At 40.5% G+C, this 18,765-nt stretch carries 12 protein-coding genes and 1 pseudogene; 9 read left to right on the top strand and 4 right to left on the bottom strand.

Going from position 1 to position 18,765, the window contains the following annotated elements:
- Positions 1-147: 147 nt before the first annotated feature.
- From EFY79_RS14880 to EFY79_RS14865, 3 genes and pseudogenes are all read right to left on the bottom strand, one after another.
- Positions 148-1,359, bottom strand: a complete 1,212-nt coding sequence (locus EFY79_RS14880) for an erythromycin esterase family protein (protein ID WP_123121501.1) — start codon at positions 1,357-1,359, stop codon at positions 148-150.
- 194 nt (positions 1,360-1,553) lie between these two features.
- Positions 1,554-2,776 (bottom strand): annotated as a pseudogene (locus EFY79_RS14870) (tyrosine-type recombinase/integrase).
- A gap of 46 nt (positions 2,777-2,822) precedes the next feature.
- Positions 2,823-3,209 carry a single-stranded DNA-binding protein gene (locus EFY79_RS14865; protein WP_123121500.1) on the bottom strand — a complete coding sequence of 129 codons (387 nt, stop codon included), beginning with the start codon at positions 3,207-3,209 and terminating at the stop codon, positions 2,823-2,825.
- Positions 3,210-4,499: 1,290 nt separating this feature from the next.
- On the opposite strand from EFY79_RS14865, the gene EFY79_RS14855 reads away from it, so the two are divergent.
- From EFY79_RS14855 to EFY79_RS14815, 8 genes are all read left to right on the top strand, one after another.
- Positions 4,500-6,857: a hypothetical protein gene (locus EFY79_RS14855; protein WP_123121498.1), complete on the top strand. Its 2,358-nt coding sequence runs from the start codon at positions 4,500-4,502 to the stop codon at positions 6,855-6,857.
- A gap of 320 nt (positions 6,858-7,177) precedes the next feature.
- The gene (locus tag EFY79_RS14850) at positions 7,178-7,711 is read left to right on the top strand and encodes a cupin domain-containing protein (protein ID WP_123121497.1); all 534 of its coding nucleotides are present in this window, start codon (positions 7,178-7,180) and stop codon (positions 7,709-7,711) included.
- A 578-nt stretch (positions 7,712-8,289) separates the two neighbouring features.
- Positions 8,290-9,261, top strand: coding sequence for a phytanoyl-CoA dioxygenase family protein (locus EFY79_RS14840; protein WP_123121495.1), 972 nt, complete (start codon positions 8,290-8,292; stop codon positions 9,259-9,261).
- 192 nt (positions 9,262-9,453) lie between these two features.
- Complete coding sequence (locus EFY79_RS14835; RefSeq protein WP_123121494.1) at positions 9,454-10,056, top strand: 5'-methylthioadenosine/S-adenosylhomocysteine nucleosidase family protein; 603 nt, start codon at positions 9,454-9,456, stop codon at positions 10,054-10,056.
- Positions 10,057-10,262: 206 nt separating this feature from the next.
- Positions 10,263-13,421 (top strand): glycosyl hydrolase, encoded by a 3,159-nt coding sequence (locus EFY79_RS14830; RefSeq protein ID WP_233578020.1) that lies wholly within the window; start codon positions 10,263-10,265, stop codon positions 13,419-13,421.
- 75 nt (positions 13,422-13,496) lie between these two features.
- Positions 13,497-14,318: a phytanoyl-CoA dioxygenase family protein gene (locus tag EFY79_RS14825; RefSeq protein ID WP_123121492.1), complete on the top strand. Its 822-nt coding sequence runs from the start codon at positions 13,497-13,499 to the stop codon at positions 14,316-14,318.
- A 76-nt stretch (positions 14,319-14,394) separates the two neighbouring features.
- The gene (locus EFY79_RS14820) at positions 14,395-14,613 is read left to right on the top strand and encodes a hypothetical protein (protein WP_148041933.1); all 219 of its coding nucleotides are present in this window, start codon (positions 14,395-14,397) and stop codon (positions 14,611-14,613) included.
- Between the two features lie 2 nt (positions 14,614-14,615).
- Positions 14,616-14,921 carry a hypothetical protein gene (locus EFY79_RS14815; protein WP_123121490.1) on the top strand — a complete coding sequence of 102 codons (306 nt, stop codon included), beginning with the start codon at positions 14,616-14,618 and terminating at the stop codon, positions 14,919-14,921.
- A gap of 7 nt (positions 14,922-14,928) precedes the next feature.
- Here EFY79_RS14815 and EFY79_RS14810 read toward each other — a convergent pair whose 3' ends face one another.
- Positions 14,929-16,293, bottom strand: coding sequence for a TrpB-like pyridoxal phosphate-dependent enzyme (locus EFY79_RS14810; protein ID WP_123121489.1), 1,365 nt, complete (start codon positions 16,291-16,293; stop codon positions 14,929-14,931).
- Positions 16,294-16,455: 162 nt separating this feature from the next.
- Between EFY79_RS14810 and EFY79_RS14805 the strand changes: the two genes are divergently transcribed.
- Positions 16,456-18,756, top strand: coding sequence for a cation:proton antiporter (locus tag EFY79_RS14805; RefSeq protein WP_123121488.1), 2,301 nt, complete (start codon positions 16,456-16,458; stop codon positions 18,754-18,756).
- The last annotated feature ends 9 nt before the right edge of the window (positions 18,757-18,765 follow it).

The raw sequence follows: 18,765 nt of genomic DNA, 5'->3' as shown, positions 1-18,765 counted from the left end.
CAAATCCTCCTGACGACATCTCCATATTAACCGGTTTCGTTCAACATGCGGCTTCATTGTTGGTGCTACGCACCCAACGAAGCCTTAGTTGTTGCAGGCATGTGCCTTTGTGAGCTCCCCAAATAATTGTAAAGTTGTTTGTATGTTTCATTGATAGGTTACATCGTTCGTGTTATTAAAAAATGCTATCAAGTCATAGTTTTCAGCTAAGCGAACCGGCCTTGTAATTATGTCGCCAGTTGCTCCTATATTTCTAAGCATTTTTATTTTATTGTTTACTAATGAGGTGGTTGCAGGATTTTTCAAAGTCTTATTAATGGATAAAAGGAAATGGGGATACTTGCATTGTTTGAAGTAGTATTCAATGGCATTTTTATCCTCTACCTCATTATATAATTTATATTCATATTGTCCGGTTTTGACATTATATATTTGTACGTTACCAATATTAAAATCAGTTGCGATTACAAAATACTTGTTGCTATAAAGATTATTTAGAAGATAACCCAATGATGTTGAATTCATAAATTTCGTTTTCTGTACATGTCCATTATGTGCCAAAATAATTGCTTTGTTTTGCAGAGTACCTGAAATGATAGACTTTATGTTTTCAAACATGTACTTATCCCTTATGTTAAAGTCGTTTCTGCCAAATCTTTGATGATAAGCGAAGTCTATTTGCTGATTGAGAAGAGAAAGATAGTAACTATGTGATTGACTAGTACATTCTCCTTTCAACTTTTGAGATAAAACTTGTATGTCTTCAAAGTCTTTTTTAGTAAGATTATTATATCCTACTCCAATTTCCCCTTCAAACTTTTTCAAAATATCGTTAGCCTTATTCGGAAAGAAAAGGCTCTTTATTTTTTGAACTATACTATAAAATCCTCTAACTTCTGCACCATAGATGTGTACACGTTCTTTTTCAGATTTGCTTGAGTTATATGCTCTCAACCAGTCTAATTCTTTTCTATTTGTGACTACAGGGCGAAGTCCCTCGATTAATTCTAAGCTATCGGTTTGACCGTTAATATAAGCATCCACTTTTTCGGCAGCTAAAATATCTCCTTCGTCAATAATTGCCTTGTAATCCATTTCTTGCACTAAAAAACGTATAAGTCTTTGCCGGTACTTGTTATATAAAGTGGTGCCATGTGTACTTTCCCCAATTCCAATAACCGTTGCGTCTTTTGCTGCCTCTTTTAAAAATTCTATATCATCAAAATTATCTTCAGAACTCACAGTCCTAATAGGATTAATAATTTTGTTCAGCTCGTTTATAATTTCAACATCATTTTGGCAAAATACTTTAGTTGTACAAAGGGAAGCTAATATTATTAAGGTCAGATATAGTTTCATGTCAATACTTCCATAACGATTATTACCCGATGTTGAGGATGTTCAAGTGGCATTGCCTGCAACTCAAAAATAGCAGAAAGTTTTTATACCTCATAACCTTTTCCACAAAAAAATATCTTTCTTCATTATCAATCAGTTAAACTACTTTGGCGAAATACAAATTAAAAAAAAATATCTTTCGTAAAGCCAACTTTTTATTTTTTTAATAATCCTTCTATATCCTCTAACGGACTCAATATATTTATCAGATCTTTATTGGTTACATGAAGATACTTTAAGGTGGTTTTTATATCATTATGCCCAAGCAGTTTTTGAATAAATACTACATCTATTCCTTTGTCTAATAAATGTGTGGCAAAACTGTGGCGCAGCATGTGCATACTGCCATCCTGCTTTATACCCGCCTTCTCTTTTGCTTTTTGCAATACGTTTTGTATGCTCCGGGTAGTTAAATGTTCATTTTCAAACTGCCCTTCAAATAAATAATCCTTTGGCTTATATTGTTTATAGTATTCGCGAAGCATGATTAGCATATTCGGACTTAGGCTACAATCCGGTCTTTTTTCCCTTTTCCCCGTTCTATAAACAGCATTTTTCTCTTTCCGTCTATGTGCCTTACTTTTAATGAAACTACTTCACTCACTCTTAGTCCACAGGCATATGCGAGCATTATAATTGTTTTGTGTTTGGTATTTTCTATTGCATTTATGAGAGAAGCTATTTGCTCTTTACTGATTACTTTCGGCAGCAGCAAAGGTTTTTTTGGTCTAGGTATTTCCCAAAAAAATTTTTCGCGGCCGAGCACCTGTTCGTAATAAAATTTTAAAGCATTTATCCGTGAATGCAGCGTGTTTTCACTCAACTTCAGCTTTTCAGAACAATATTGCAGGTAGTTTTTTATCCTGTCTTCTGTAAAGTCTGCCGCAGGCCTCGATTTTATCATGATCAAAAACTGCACAAATTCATTGGAGTAAGTCCGGATGGTAGACGGGCTGTAGCTCTTTAAATCCAATTGCCTTTTAAACTGGTTTAGCGCTTTCAAATTTTCCGGAGCCAGGTGTCTGGGAAACTTATAGCTATTTACTGCCTGTGCAGGTGTTTCTCCAATCGGATTTTTGTTGTAATTTTTTTCAGTTTCCTTTTCCTGAATCACGCCAGCGGCAGCAGCTTTCCTTTTTTTATCAAGCAAAAATTCTCTTAAGGCCGCCACCTCTAAATGTGCTTTATTTTCTAAAGCAGTCTTCAGCCGTATATAGTTTTCTCCATCACACGGAATATACCAACACGTATTTGTTTTGCTCCATTTTGCGCCTGCTACTTTTTGAATAGATTGCTGAAGCAGAATATTTTTTTCAAAATAGATTCCAATACATTGCAATCCCCGGTGATGAAGCGGCTTTATGGTTATTATTTGCATAATTGAAATGAATTATTTTTTAGAAGGAACATATAGCTAACTGAAGCTAAAAAGAAACGTCCTCATCCACGGGTGCTGATGCCTGGTTGAGATTAGTTTTATTTTTTTTATCTAATAATACCAGCTTCCCGGCAACTACCTCGGTCACAAATTTTTTATCATCCTCTTTGGTGGCGTATTGCCTGTTCTGAAGGCGGCCTTCAATGTACACGAGGCTTCCCTTGCGGAGATATTGCGAAGCCAGGGCCGCCAATCCACCCCAGAGGATTACCGTGTGCCAGTCAGTCCTGCTGTGTAATTCACCGTTTTTCATGCGAAAGGTTTCGGTGGTGGCGATAGCTATTTTTGCTACCATTGTGCCGTCTGCGAGCGTTTTTGATTCGGCATCCTTTCCGCAATTGCCTACGAATATTACTTTATTTATTCCTTGCATAAAAAATATTTTTCGTTATTGCTATGGGAGGTTAAAGTTGCAGGTTCCTGGTTATGGCTTCGCCATCCTGGATTACACAGTTTTTATAAAATGAGCAGCCTTTAAAAAAGATGGCGCTCATTTTACAGGCTCAATGTTTTGGCCATCTCTGTATTGGCAGGCTGGTTTGCCCGCAATACAATAGTTGTAACCGTTTCTTAATGAATAAAATTTACAGGATTCAAATCTCTGTTAGTTTCAGAACGCATATATCAGCCGAAGTAGCACCGCTCATTTCCCATTTCACATCTACTGCTGCTACATCCGGTTTCAAAAATCTGATGTTGGTTCAAATAATTTATTCTGTGCAGTTTGATAATACCAGACCTATAAGGTTTCAAAAACCTTATAGGTCTTTGTTATACTTCTGTCGAACCTTTTTCGGCGACTATCTGCTATCAGCATAAAATAGAAATTTAGATTAAAAGTTGGTTTACTGCGCTTTTCGTATAGGGCAGAGGAGGGATGCACTCGTCCCTGCTGTTGGGCTTCTCCGCCAGCAGCCTGTTTACCGCTCATGAATTTAAAAAGAAAATCAAGAGAAATAATCCGGCGCTGCTGGAGGATTATCCTCCACGAAAGATGCCTTAATGGATTTGACTTTCTTACATTTCATTAGTTTTTATAATCGAATAACACAGACGGCTGTTGGCGCCGACGGCAATCGATAGCAAGGGTGTTTAGGAAATATTTTATATATTCAGAATTTATTCTATTTTTGTCTGCCAAACCCCTCGGTAACCACAAGGGAAATTAGAACCCCTCGTCCTCGTTAGAACCTTAAAATCCTATCCGTTTGTTATCCTCTTTTATTTTTAACGTATATCTGTAAAATTGCTGTCTTGTTTCATAGCACTAACCAGCCGGAAATACTCTTGCCTCTTTCTCATTACAATATCTTCAAAAACTAATACCTGTGCCAAACCTTAGGGATGAATAATGGCAAGTGAATAGTGTAAACATTTATTACTCTGTAAAACTGCTTCGTAAAAAAATTCACTATAAAAAACCAATAATCATCCGGTATCAAATTGCCATTTCAGAAGTAATTATAACAATTTGAAAAATGAAAACGGCACATTTGAATCTAATTCTTTATCTCTTATCTCATCCAAATCGTAATCCATTACCACGCCGGCAATGCTCTATTAGGTTTATAGCTTGCCACGAACATTCTCCTCCCGGCTTTTGCTCACCTGGAAAATAACGAATGCTATTCAATCATTTATTTCATCTTTTAATTTTCAAATTATGAAACAGTTTATCAACATTTACGAATGGTACAAACCTGCTACAAAAAGCAAAATTTTTTTTGTATCAAGTGCAATAATTCTGAAGCACCTTTTTCTGTTATTTATTTTACTCAGTTTTCAAATAACCTTTGCCCAGGTAGCTCCTGTACTCACTCCAACCGGGGGTTTTGCTATTGATGGCGGCTTAAAAGCAAATACACCAACCGTTAACATTGGCGATTGGTTCCCGGGGCCGGGCGGTACGGGTGGATCAGTTTTCGATGGCTCCGCAAATGTCATTAATCCTTTAACCACTGGTAGAAAAACCGACCCTTATAATTCTTCAACTGATGATATTTTTACGAATGGGAGCAAGTTTAATGACTATATAAGCGATTTACATTGGACTTCAAGCAGTGCCCCTGATAAGAATGATATTAACAATGCGCTGTATCACGTAGCCCGTGATGCCAGTAACAATCAATGGGCTTTTATTGCAGGAGATCGGTTATCTACTAATGGAACCAGCTATATTGATTTTGAATTTTTACAGGGAAGCGTTGCAAAAAATTCGGATGGAACATTTACCGGAACCCCGTTAACTACCAAGCCAAATGGAGGGGGCAGAACCCAGGGAGATATGATCATTTCGATGGAATATACCAATGGTGGCACAAAACCTGCTGTTTACATTTATCAATGGAAACTTAGCGGCAGCACCTGGTCTTATCAGTTAGCGAGTATTACCAATTTAGATGCCAACGCATTTGCAGAAACCAATAGAACAGGTGCGGAAGCGGGTCTGCTTTATACAGCATTCGGCAGCAATACTTATGCCCAATACGCATTTGTTGAAGCAGCGATAAATATTACGTATCTTATAAGTCAGCTAAATAGTGGAAATGTGTGTGCTGGACTTACCATCAACACTTTATGGGTCAAAACCAAGGCCGCCGCTTCTTCTACTGCCGCCTTAAAAGATTTTATGGCGCCGATTCCTGTAAACTTGCAATTCGGTCAATCATCAATCACTCCGGCAGGTCCATTCTGTGTGAACGCATCTGCAGTAACATTAACAGCAACACCTTCTGGCGGTACATTTACGGGCGATGGCGTTAGCAGTAGTGGATTATTTACTCCTTCCTCAGCAGGAGTGGGCAGCCATGTTATCTCTTACTCTTCCAGCGGATGTACCTCAACCACTACCATTGTCGTAAATGCTGTCGCCAGCATTACAACGCCATCCATTGGTGCAGTATGCGCCGGAAGTACATCGGCATCCATAAGTTATGCCAGTGCATCCGCTACTCAATATAGGATTGTTTGGAATGCTGCAGCGCACACAGCTGGTTTGAGTGATATAGCCTATACCAGTTTACCAGTCAGTCCGTTTAATATCACCATTCCATCCACACTGGCAACCGGGACGTATAGCGGGACAATTTACGTAACAAATGCTGCTGGTTGTGAAAGTGCAGGAAATGCCATTTCATTAACAGTTAATGCAAATCCGACAGCTTCTGCCGGTACGGCTCCATCAGCGCAATGCTATGATGCAACAAACGGCAATACCTTTGCGTTAGCCGGGTCAGGAACAAACGGTACACCTTCCTGGTCTGTTCAAACCAACTCAAACAATCTGAATGTTGTTATAACAAATGGAGCTACATTGTCACCTACTGTAAAGGTTACAGGCGGCACCGGCAGCGTCACCTTGCGATTGACTGTTACCAGTTCTGCAACTCCTTCATGTGGTAGCCAGACATCTGATGTTACCGTAACTGTGACCCAGCAGCCATCGGCTCCCGATGCATCGATGCTCGTTCCAACTTGTACTGATAAAACATTTAGTGTGCAGGTAAATAGCCCGGTTTCAGGAACAACTTATACCCTCACTCAACCGGGTAACAGCAATCCGCCTCAGAATATTAATTATACCGGAACAGGCAATGTAATATTCACCGGACTGACATTCGGAGACGGATTTAGCGTAATCGCTACCAACAATGCGTCAGGTTGTGTTTCTTCTGCTAACACTTGTGGTTCAACTACGTCTGCCAGGAAGATGTCAACCTCTTCAACACCCGCGGTCCATGCTATCACCCTGGAAGAACCATTGACAAAGGTAAAAGCCGCACCGAATCCGTTTGGCGATATCATTAAATTCTCACTGCAATCTGCGGTATCCGGACAAGGAAGCCTTGAGTTGTATAACATGTTGGGGCAGAAAGTAAAAACTGTGTTCCAGGGATATGTTCAAAAAGGGGAAATTAAGACGATAGATTATAGTGTTCCCGGTGGCCAGCATACTAATTTGATCTATCTTTTTAAGGTAGGTAATGAAAGAAAAACAGGAATATTAATAGGAGTTAAATAAAAGAATTTTTTAGAAAAATACTTTTATAAGGCTGTCTCAATTTTTCGTGAGGCAGCCTTTTTTCTGCCGTTTCCGCTTCCCTGGCCGGCGTCCTTACCCGAAATACCTCCATCATAATTTATCTATCTGTAGTAAGTAAAAGTGATGAAGAACGCTTCTCCCTTAAAGGATTGTGTATTGAACCGGCATTTAGAAAAGTAATTTTTTGCGCCCGAAGAAATAGCAAGCTGAAAATAATAGCTCTAAAACATTCTTGTAAGGTTTATTTGGATATTTGTATTTTCGGTAATACAAAATTATATCCAATTAAAACTCCTATTATGCTTACTTCTAATCAGACACTGGACATGAGCCCAATTGGTATGATTTTTCATATTGTGAAAACACCACGACAAACGAATGGAAGATCCCTGGAAATGGAATGGGAAGTTCTGCCAAAAGCTGACGGCACACCACTTCATATCCATCCATCAGCAAAGGAAAGTTATAAAGTGACAGAGGGGCAGCTTGAAATAAATATTGGTGGTAAGTGGAAACTTTTACAACAAGGGGAAGAGCTGACAGTACCGGAAGGAACACCCCATACGTTTCGCAATACCACAGACCACATTACAAGAGTATATAATACTCATTCTCCTGCAATGCGGTATGATGAATATTTTGAAGGATTAAATAGTATAGTTTCCAGGCTCTCACGGGGAAGTAAAGAAAAATTAAAGATCAATTTTAATTCAGCTACCCATCTTTCAATGCTTATGAAGAAATATAAAGAGGAAATTGTATCTGTTAATCCACCCAACTTTATTGTGTCGGTGCTTAATAGAATTGGGAAGCTCAAAGGGCTGAAAGTATAGTTAGTATCATCTTGATTTTGGTATAATTTTGTTATGGCATTTTCAGTGCAGTTGGTGTTGAGCAGGGCCTATTGAAAATAAAAGTTGGATTAAAAGTTTGTTTACTGTTGATTTCGTGTAGGGGAGGAGAAGAGAGATGTTTATTAATGCCCGAAAAACTATTATACTGAATTCCTTACAGCAACAATCTTTTTGGCAGGGCATCTACAACATCATGAGTTTCATCTTTGGTTGAAAATATCCGGTTGAATTTGGTGCCACGTGCGCAGCCGTAACCGATACATTTTGCAAATCATGAAATAACTGAACAGCTACAATTTAACCTATTTAACGATTTTATGAGGATCAATCACCTTTCCCTTATTTATGACCACATCTATATCCGTAATATTATCTAAATTCTCATTCCGGAGCTTCTTTGGAAGCTTCACCCAAAAAATGCTCCTTGAACTGGATAATAATTTGCATGTAGTCCGTTTTCAATTTAATACAGAGCAAAAGGAGGTCATCCGGGATGTTTATTTCGTGGAATGTAAAAACGAATTTTACCTCTTTCTATTACAGCTAAGACATCAGATATGAAACAGCAAACAATGGCGCCCTCTATGGTTCCAAACAATGAGCATAAAGAAAAACCGGGAAACCCTTCTACTGCCACAAGCAGTAAAATCAAATTGAGTGACCGGAGCAACGGAGAAAAGTTAAGGGTTCTTTCTGAAGAAGACTGGAAATTCTGGAAGTACAATGGCTATGTAATTATTAAAAATGCGGTACCCAAAGAACAGGTAAAAAGAACCGCTGATTTTCTATGGGAATTCGAAGAGAAAGATCCCAATGATCCGGAAACATGGTACACGCCGCCGCGTGCTGAAATGCAAATGAAAGAACTAACCAACACCGGTATGGTGGAGGTATATAATCACCAAACTTTGTGGGACAACAGGCAGGCGCCAAAGATCCATGCCGCTTTTGCAGATATTTGGGGAACAGAAAAATTGTGGTGTACCATTGACCGGGCTAATTTAAATTTTCCATTGCGCCCCGGCTTTGAATACAAAGCTTTCATTCATTGGGATTATGACCCCGAAACAAAACCCCAGAATGTGCAGGGTGTTTTAGCTTTGGCAGACCAGATGGATGAGGAAATGGGCGGCTTTCAATGCATACCTGAATTATTCAGAACTTATGATACCTGGAAGCTTACGCAACCGGAAGACAGGGACCATTTTAAACCGGATACAACCGGCTTTACTCCCGAAAAAATTAAAATGGAAGCAGGCGATCTATTGATCTTCAACAGCTCGCAACCACACGGAATCCGGGCGAACAACAGCAACAATAAAGTTCGCATTGCACAATACATTTCGATGATGCCGGCAGAAGAAGATAACGAAGCTTTGCGCGAGTGGAGAATTAATTCATGGAGAAACAGGATTGCGCCTGAGGGGTACGCCTTCCCGGGCGATCCGCGCCATTGGGAACAAACAAAATATACAACAGCAACTTTATCTCCTCTGGGCAAAAAGTTGCTTGGTTTAGATAGATGGTAGATGATTGAATTGATGCTAAAAAGTTATTTTTTTAGAATACAAATCGTTGTTATTTGTTTGTTCACTGATAAAGAGATGCAAGATTCATTGGCTCATAAAAATGAAAACGTGGCAGGCGGAAATAAATATTTTTCGATCATCACCTCAATAATTTAATATCCCATCTTTGCATCTTGAAAATTTGAAAGAAGGATGATAAAGATTAATGACAAACATTCATTTGCAATTCAGGAGGTTTTATTCTCTTTTGCCCTGGCCTCCGAAGCGGCCGACGTTTTTGAAAGATACCATAAGGTTATAACAGGAATTGGAAAAGTGAACGCCGCCTATGAATTGATGAAGGCCATTCAATATAAAAGACCTTCAATAATTGTAAATCTCGGTTCTGCCGGCAGTAATCATTTTAAGAAAGGTGACGTGGTTTGTTGCAATAAATTTGTGCAAAGAGATATGGACGTTCGCGGTCTCGGATATCTTCAATATGAAACACCCCTATCGGGCTTGCCACCCCTTCTTGAACATGGTTTATTACTGGAGAATGTGCGACAAGGTATTTGCGGTACAGGCGATACTTTTGAAATGGCGCACGCAGCCACAATTTACAACGTAATAGATATGGAAGCGTATGCTTTAGCCATGATAGCAATGAAAGAGCATATTCCCTTCGTATGTTTGAAATATATTTCAGATGGCGCCGATGGAAATGCTGCCGGAGACTGGGCGGTGCAGGTTCACAAGGCAGCAGAAGCTTTCGGCAATATTTTACAATTAAACAGAAATGCGATTGTGGTGTAGCAGTTTATTTTGCTAAGAACTTTTGGAAGGTTGTTGACTGGTGAAAAGGTGAGAGAGTGAGAGAGTTCAGTTTCTCAGCCGGGTTTCCTGCAAGTGACCAATCCAGGCTGGTAAGAACTATTTTATTTCACAAATGGAAAAATTTAGGTGATACGACCTTTATAGCGTTAATCCGGCTGCCTAAATCTTTCCCAATATCCATAATTATGAGTTTTAATTTCCGAAAGCACTTTCTCTTAAAATCTTTTCTCGTTGCAACGATGTATTATCCTTGCGCTGCCTCTGCTCAAATAACCAATTATTCCCTACAAACATCCGGGAAGCTTGATTATAATGACATACATAAAGGCTTTGAGACTGTGCCTAATGAGTCGCGTTTAAGATGTTACTGGTGGTGGTTAAATAGTATGGCCACCAAAGAATCAATAACGCGTGACCTGGAGCAGATGAAGGCCAATGGATATGGAGGCGCTTCTATTGTGGATGCCGGAAGTTCTAATTACACCGTTGCAAAAAAAACAAAAGCAGGACCGGTATTTATGAGCCCTGCATGGATGGAGCTTTATAAGTTTGCAGTGAAGGAGGCGCAACGGGTAGGAATAGAACTAAGTGTAAATGTTCAGAGCGGATGGAATCCGGGAGGCCCCACCATAACTCCGGATCTTGCTTTAAAGAAACTGGTATATTCCGAAACTAAAATAGAAGGAGGAAAGAGAGTGGAGGTAAAGCTTCCGCAGCCTGAAACTAAATTGCTCTACAAAGACATTCTTGTACAGGCTTTTCAACAGCCGGAAACCAATTTTCCTTTGAAAAATAAAGGCATTGAATTTTGGGAACTAAAATCATTTAATGAAGGTTTTGGAGCCCAGGGAACTTATCCATTGTATAAATTACGAACAGAATATCCAAATGCTAATGAATTGAATGGACTCAAAAAATCTGATATCGTTGACCTTACCGGCAAGTGTAAAAATGGTGTATTAACATGGGATGCTCCTGCCGGAGAGTGGACAATCATCAGGTATGGATGGACATGTACCGGTGCAATGACTTCCACTACGAGCGACGGATGGAGTGGTTTATCACTGGATCATTTGAATCCTGATGCTTTTAAAAAGTTTAGCCATGATGTAATAATTCCTCTAATCAAAGCCGCACAATCCGCGGGGAACAGTTTACATTTTTTACAAACGGATAGCTGGGAAATGGGCAATGTGGGCTGGACAAACAATTTTGCCAATGATTTTAAAAAGTTCAGAGGTTATGATCTTACACCGTGGCTTCCGGTTCTTGCCGGAAGAATTGTTGAAAGCGGAAATCAATCTGACAGATTTCTCCACGATTACCGTAAAACAATTGGAGATTGTGTTGCTGCCTATCATTACCAGTTATTCAGTGACCTGGCCCACAAATATGGTCTTGGTATTCATCCGGAGTCAGGTGGACCGCACTCTGCTCCTGTGGATGCTTTGAAGGTAATGGCCATCAGTGATTTTCCCCAGGGCGAGTTTTGGGCTACTGCCAATACGCATCGCGTGAAGGATGATGCAAGGCTTTATGTAAAGCAAAGTGCCTGTGTTGCACACACAAATGGCAAAAGATTTGTAGCTGCGGAAGGGCCTACTTCTATCGGGCCTCAATGGGAACGGGCTCCTAAAGATCTCAAAAGCAATATCGATCGGGTGTTTTGTTCCGGCGTGAACAGAATTGTGTGGCACACATTTACCTCCTCTCCAAAAGAATTTGGAGTTCCGGGAAATGAATACTTTGCGGGCACCCATTTAAATCCCAACGTCACCTGGTGGAAACAAGCGGGGGATTTTATTGGCTATCTCAACAGGTGTTCTTACCTGCTTTCAAAAGGATTGTTTGTAGCTGATGCACTTTATTATTATGGTGATGATGTTCCTAATTTCGTTTTTCTCAAAGAAGATGTGAAGGATCTCGGCTTTGGATATGATTGGGATAAATGTTCAAAAGATGTAATTATCAACAGGGTTTCAGTAAAAGATAACCAAATATTTCTTCCTGACGGAATGCGTTACAGAGTGTTAGTGCTTCCTTCAGAAAAAGCTATTGATCTTGCCGTGCTGCGCAGGGTTGAATTACTGGTGAAGCAAGGATTAACCGTTATTGGGCCCCGCCCTGAAAGAGCAACCGGACTTGCTGACTTCCCCCAAAGTGATAAAGAAGTAAAAGCTATTGCTTCGCGTATATGGGGGGCCATTGATGGCAAAGCAGTAACTCAAAATAATTATGGCAAAGGCAAAGTGATTTTTGGTAAAGATGTAAAGACTGTGTTAGAAGAAATGAAGATAAAGCCAGACCTTGAATTTACCAGTACACAGCCAAATACTGCACTGGACTATATACACCGTACCGGCGAGGGAATGGATATTTATTTTGTGGTGAACCGCTTTGGCAGAAAAGGAATAAACGACTTTGCGTTCCGCTATTTAACAACCCTGCCTGACCGGTATGAGCAGGTTGAGTGTAAATTCAGGGTTACAGGTATGGTACCCGAACTCTGGGATCCTATGACTGGTAAAACCAAACAAATAGTAACCTACAAAGAGGAGGATGGTCAAACTATTATCCCACTTAGCTTTGAACCGGAAGGGTCGCGATTTATAATTTTCAGAAAAGCAGTGGCATCACCTCACATTATTAAAATTGAAAAAGACGGAAAATCCTTTTTTCCCAACAACGACTTTGCTGGCACTGAAAAACCTTGTATTCAAATATTTGGAGAAGAAGGAAAAATGTCCACCACTATTTTTGAACCCGGAAATTATTCATTAACATGGAATGATGGCAGCATATCACAGGTTAATCTCACCACACCAAATGCCCGCTTACCACTTTCAGGTAAATGGAAAATTAATTTCGACACAAGTTGGGGCGGCCCCGCGCAAATAGAAGTGGATTCCCTTAAATCGTGGACAGAATTTGATGACGCGGGAATTAAATATTATTCAGGTAAGGCGACCTATAAGAAAACTTTTTCTATTCTGCCCGGTTATCTTACCGGAAAAAAAGCCATCCTTGATTTAGGAAATGTACTTGAAATGTCGTCCATAAAAATAAATGGAATTCAACTGCCGGTGAAATGGAGTGCGCCTTTCCAGTTTGATGTTACCAACTATATAAAACCGGGAAATAACGAGTTAGAAGTGCAGGTAGTTAACCTTTGGCCTAATCGCCTGACTGGAGATGGTAAACTACCTTTAAACAAAAGATTTACTAAAACCAATATTGTGAAATTTGACGACAATGATGCTGAAAAATTATTACGTAAATCCGGTTTGTTAGGCCCGGTAGAAATTACATTTATTCATAATGAAATAAATACAAATTTCAAATAACTAAAAGACTGTGAGGTTATTTAATAATTGTGCGAGGTATTATCAATTTTTTTAATTATTTAAGATACAAGGAAAATGAAAACAGAACTTACAAAACAACAAATACTTTTCTACCAGCAGAATGGGTTTTTGCTTGTGGAGGATTTTTTAACCAAAGATGAGTTGGAATTCTGGCGTGAAGCGGTTACAGAAGCCATTAAGGAAAGAAATGGCCAAAAAATGCCGGGTAGTAATACTAAAATGAATGAAGACGATGGAATCAATAAAGATGCTGATTACTACACTAAAGTATTTGACCAGATGCTGAACCTGTGGCAAACAAATGACAAGGTGAAACAGCTAATGTTAAATGAAAACCTCGGTAAAATTATCGCGGATTTGGCTGGATGGGAAGGCACAAGGATTTGGCACGACCAGGCTCTAATCAAACGCCCCTGGGCTAATCCTACCTCGTGGCATTTAGATACTCCCTTCTGGTCTTTTAGCGATAGGAGGGCCTTGTCCATCTGGGTTGCTTTAGATGATGCCACATTGGAAAACGGATGCCTGTATTTTATACCTGGTTCTTATCATACCACTACTTTTGATAACCCGGGTATTGGAAAGAACATGGATGCAATTTTTGATTTTTATCCCCAATTTATTCAAACAACATCTCAATCAGTGCCTATGAAAGCTGGAAGTTGCTCATTTCATAACGGGCTGACGATTCATGGTGCAGGAGCAAATATGACCAACGGTTTCCGTCGCGCAATGACATGTGCCTATATGCCTGATGGCGCTACTTTTAACGGGATTAAGAATATTTTGACCGATGAACAGGTAGCGAAATTGAAGATTGGCGATTTGCTGAATGATGATCATCAGAATCCTTTGATTTATAGTAAATCTAAATAGCATACTGATCAGCGGAACCAAAATACTTTGCCCGCAATGGGGATTGGAACATTTACCGGTAGACAATTTTTTTTCTATGGTTAAAAATGCCGGCTACGACGGAGTGGACACATGGCTGCCGGAACAAAAAGAAGAAAGGAGAGAATTTGTTTGTTTACCTGAAGAATATGACTTATCGATTGTAAGCCATCAGCACCAGGTACATGGTAGAACTATTGCCGGATTTTGCAAATCTTTTGAATATTATTTGGAACTTTCATTAGAGTGTAATCCGATATTACTGAAAGTTTTTTAGAAATGTTTGCTGAAGAACTTGACGAAGCAATTTGCAGAACTGAGCATATTCATGCACGGGTCGGATTTACCGAAGGTCCGCAAATCCCTGATCCAAGATTACCAAACTGGCAGCAACCAGTTCGATTTTTTATGGATATCTGGAAAAAAATCCTTGAATACCAGAGATCATTGGGAACAAATATTTTTACCGTTACCCCCGAGTTTGGCCCGCCACCTTACATGTGGACCAGTCTTGAAACTAATCAACCGATAACGGGCCAATGGGAAGTGAACAGGTATACGAAAGATCAGTTACAGAGTTTATAGGCATACTTTATATAACCGGCGTATTCAGCTCTGCCAGTGATTCATTAATTTCTTCCTGGGTCACTTCAAAATTCACCAGCTTGCCTTCGAGGTATTGTTCATAAGCGCTCAAATCAAAGTGCCCGTGGCCGCATAAATTGAACAAAATCGTTTTGGATACACCTTCTTCATCTGCCTGCCTGGCTTGCCTTACTGCTTCTGCAATGGCATGCGTGGCCTCCGGTGCAGCAATAATCCCTTCTGTTTGGGCAAATAATATTCCGGCATCAAAACACTCCGTCTGGTTGATGGCATCCGCCTCAATAATTTTGTCTTTCAATAGCTGGCTTACAATGGCACCTGCGCCATGATAGCGCAATCCGCCTGCATGGATGGGCGATGGAATAAAATTGTGGCCGAGCGTGTACATCGGGATTAAGGGCGTCATTCCTACGGTATCCCCAAAATCATATCTGAAAACTCCTCTTGTCAGTTTAGGGCAGGAGGTAGGCTCAACCGCTATAGCCCTGATGTTTTTGCCACCGGTTAATTTGTTTTCAAGAAAAGGAAATGCGATGCCGGCAAAGTTAGACCCGCCGCCAAAAGGAGCAATCACGATATCCGGATAATCACCGGCAATTTCCATTTGCTTCAGCGCTTCCTGGCCGATGATAGTTTGATGCATCAGCACATGATTCAATACGCTGCCTAAAGAATATTTGGTGTCGTCGTGAGTGGCGGCCACTTCTACGGCTTCTGAAATCGCTATTCCGAGGCTGCCCGGCGAATTAGGATCCTTCTCTAAAATAGTTCTTCCTGCATTGGTTAAATTACTTGGCGATGCGTGAACGGTGGCACCCCAGGTATTCATCATGATTTTGCGATAAGGCTTTCCTTCGTAGCTCACCTTCACCATAAAAACTTCACACTCTATATTGAACAATTTGCAGGCAAAGCTTAACGCGCTTCCCCATTGGCCTGCGCCCGTTTCGGTGGCGATTTTTTTAATGCCTTCCTTCATATTATAATACGCCTGCGGAACGGCTGTGTTGGGCTTGTGCGAACCGGCAGGACTAACGCCTTCATATTTATAATAAATTTTCGATTTTGTTCCCAATGCTTTTTCTAATTCCAGGGCCCTGTACAAAGGTGTTGGGCGCCAGATAGAATAAAGCCTTCTTACTTCTTCAGGTATCTCTACCCATTTTTCAGAAGTTACTTCCTGTTTAATCAATTCCATCGGAAAAAGCGGCGCTAAATCTTCAGGCCCCACGGGCTGTTTGGTGCCGGGGTGTAAGGGCGGCAAAGGTTTGTTGGGCATGTCTGCCATAATATTATACCAATGTGTTGGAATATCGGATTCCTTCAAAGTGAACTTGCGTTGTTGTGGCATCGTTTAAATTTTGGATAAAAAATAGAAGGGCAAAAGATACGCGATTCAGCCAAGTTTAAAAAAGAATAATTTTGGTAATGAAGTTCATTCCTTATAAATTTTTTTTGAAAATTTCGCTGTTAAATATTATCTTAAACACCATTCATTTTTCAAGAAAGTTATATGGGTCATTTACCTGGATTAATTGAAGATCTGGCATTGATACTTATTGCGGCAGCCATCACCACGCTTGTATTCCGCCGGTTAAAGCAACCGTTGGTTTTGGGTTATATTATTGCCGGATTTTTAATCAGCCCTTACCTGTCTCTGACGCCTACCGTTGCTGACACTGAAAATATTGAGACGCTTGCTGAGATGGGCGTAATTTTCCTTCTGTTTAGCCTTGGCCTTGAATTCAGCTTTAAAAAATTAATCCGTGTAGGGGGCTCGGCTTCCATCACCGCCTTTGTAGAAATTATCTTTATCATGATTGCGGGTTTCTACCTTGGCCGGTGGATGGGATGGGGCAGGATGGATAGTCTTTTTCTTGGTGGCATGCTGGCCAGCTCTTCCACGATGATCACCATCAAAGCGTTCGAAGAATTAAAAATAAAAACGCAACAATACGTACGGGTGGTGTTTGGTGTATTGGTGGTGCAGGATATTGTAGTGGTGTTGCTGATGGTATTGCTTTCTACATTGGCCGTGTCGCAGCAATTTCAGGGTTCGGAAATGTTTTTTACGCTTGCGAAGCTCATCTTTTTTTTAATTCTCTGGTTTATTACCGGTATTTTTTTAATCCCGAGCCTGTTGCGAAGAGCAAAGAAATTACTGGATGAAGAAACGTTGCTTATCCTGTCGCTGGGGCTGTGCCTTGGTATGGTTGTGGTAGCTACGCAGGCTGGCTTTTCCGCAGAATTAGGCGCATTTATTATGGGTTCTATTTTAGCCGAAACTACCAAAGCCGAAAAAATTGAACATATCTTAAAGCCGGTAAAAGACTTATTTGGCGCAATATTTTTTGTTTCTATCGGCATGCTGATAGACCCGCAGGGGATTGTAGCCTACCGGTGGCCTGTGCTGTGGGTTACGCTGCTCACTTTGTTTGGAAAGTTTTTTAGCACCTTATTAGGGGCACTTCTTTCGGGGCAGCCCCTGAAGCAATCCATACAAGTAAGTATGAGCATCTCGCAGGTCGGTGAATTTACTTTTATTGTTGCCACGCTTGGCCTCACACTCGGCGTTACCAGCAAATTTTTATTTCCGGTGGCTGTGGGGGCATCGGCCATTACTACTTTTACTACCCCTTACATGATTAAATTTTCTGAACCCCTGTATAATTATATCGAAAAAAAAATGCCTCCCCGGTGGCTGGACAGGCTCAACAGCTATTCATTCAGTACGCAAAATATACAGGCAGAAAGCCGTTGGAAAACCGTGATGATGTCTTACATGAATATTATTGTGACGAACAGTATTATTTTACTTGCCCTTATGTTGATATCGGTTAAATTCTTTATCCCGTTTCTTGACAGAAATATTGACAACAATCTTTTACGCAGCATAATCGCGCTGGTGGCTACCCTTGGCGTGGCAGCACCTTTTCTCTGGGCGTTGATGGCAAAGAAACCCGATAAAACGGCCTATAAAGAATTGTGGATACAAAAAAAGTATAGCCGCGGTCCATTGCTCATTCTTGAAATATCAAGGGTGATAGCGGGCATATTATTAATTGGTTTTTGGGTTGACAGGCTTTTCACCACCACCATCGCCATTCTGGTGGCAGTGCCCGTAATTGTTGTTGTCCTTATCCTTTTTTCTAACAAGATAAAATTCTTCTATCACCGCATTGAAGGCCGCTTTTTGAGCAACCTTAACGAAAGGCAATTGCTGGCGCAGCAAATAGCAGATGAAGACGAGCTGGCACAAAAAAAATTAAGGCCCCAATCCGATTTATCCCCTTGGGATGCCCACATGATTAGCCTTGAAGTAAATCCTCATGCAGAATATATTGGTAAAACTTTGGCAGAACTTGGCTGGCGCGAAAAATTCGGAATTAATATCGCGTACATAAAAAGAGGCGGTAACCTGATTTATGCGCCAAACCGGTTCAACCGCCTTCTGCCATTTGATGATGTAGGTGTGATTGCCACTGATGAACAGATGCAGACATTTAAGCCTGTTTTTGAAGAGGCTTCGAGCGTTGAGATAAATGACCGGCCCGCAGAAGACATTATTCTGCAAAAAATGGTGGTAGATGAAAATAACCGCCTGAAGGGCCTTACCATCCGCGGGTCAGGCATTCGCGAACGTACGAATGGCCTCGTAGTGGGTATAGAACGAAACAAGGAACGCATTTTAAATCCTGATTCAGATACCCAATTTGAATGGGGCGATATTATCTGGATAGTAGGGGAGCGGGAAAAAATAAGAAGGCTGAATGGCGCCGGTGCACAAAAACCATTAAAAGCAGCAGACCAATAAATATCGTGA

Origin of the sequence: Hanamia caeni, assembly GCF_003721595.1 — a bacterium.
GTDB lineage: Bacteria > Bacteroidota > Bacteroidia > Chitinophagales > Chitinophagaceae > Ginsengibacter > Ginsengibacter caeni.
The sequence above is the reverse complement of the archived record's forward strand: the minus strand, read 5'-3'. Positions and strand labels throughout refer to the sequence as shown.

Excerpts from the sequence above, each read along its gene's own strand:
- EFY79_RS14880 (WP_123121501.1), bottom strand. The coding sequence starts at position 1,359 with ATGAAACTATATCTGACCTTAATAATATTAGCTTCCCTTTGTACAACT.
- EFY79_RS14865 (WP_123121500.1), bottom strand. The coding sequence starts at position 3,209 with ATGCAAGGAATAAATAAAGTAATATTCGTAGGCAATTGCGGAAAGGAT.
- EFY79_RS14855 (WP_123121498.1), top strand. The coding sequence starts at position 4,500 with ATGAAACAGTTTATCAACATTTACGAATGGTACAAACCTGCTACAAAA.
- EFY79_RS14850 (WP_123121497.1), top strand. The coding sequence starts at position 7,178 with ATGCTTACTTCTAATCAGACACTGGACATGAGCCCAATTGGTATGATT.
- EFY79_RS14840 (WP_123121495.1), top strand. The coding sequence starts at position 8,290 with ATGAAACAGCAAACAATGGCGCCCTCTATGGTTCCAAACAATGAGCAT.
- EFY79_RS14835 (WP_123121494.1), top strand. The coding sequence starts at position 9,454 with ATGATAAAGATTAATGACAAACATTCATTTGCAATTCAGGAGGTTTTA.
- EFY79_RS14830 (WP_233578020.1), top strand. The coding sequence starts at position 10,263 with ATGAGTTTTAATTTCCGAAAGCACTTTCTCTTAAAATCTTTTCTCGTT.
- EFY79_RS14825 (WP_123121492.1), top strand. The coding sequence starts at position 13,497 with ATGAAAACAGAACTTACAAAACAACAAATACTTTTCTACCAGCAGAAT.
- EFY79_RS14820 (WP_148041933.1), top strand. The coding sequence starts at position 14,395 with ATGGTTAAAAATGCCGGCTACGACGGAGTGGACACATGGCTGCCGGAA.
- EFY79_RS14815 (WP_123121490.1), top strand. The coding sequence starts at position 14,616 with ATGTTTGCTGAAGAACTTGACGAAGCAATTTGCAGAACTGAGCATATT.
- EFY79_RS14810 (WP_123121489.1), bottom strand. The coding sequence starts at position 16,293 with ATGCCACAACAACGCAAGTTCACTTTGAAGGAATCCGATATTCCAACA.
- EFY79_RS14805 (WP_123121488.1), top strand. The coding sequence starts at position 16,456 with ATGGGTCATTTACCTGGATTAATTGAAGATCTGGCATTGATACTTATT.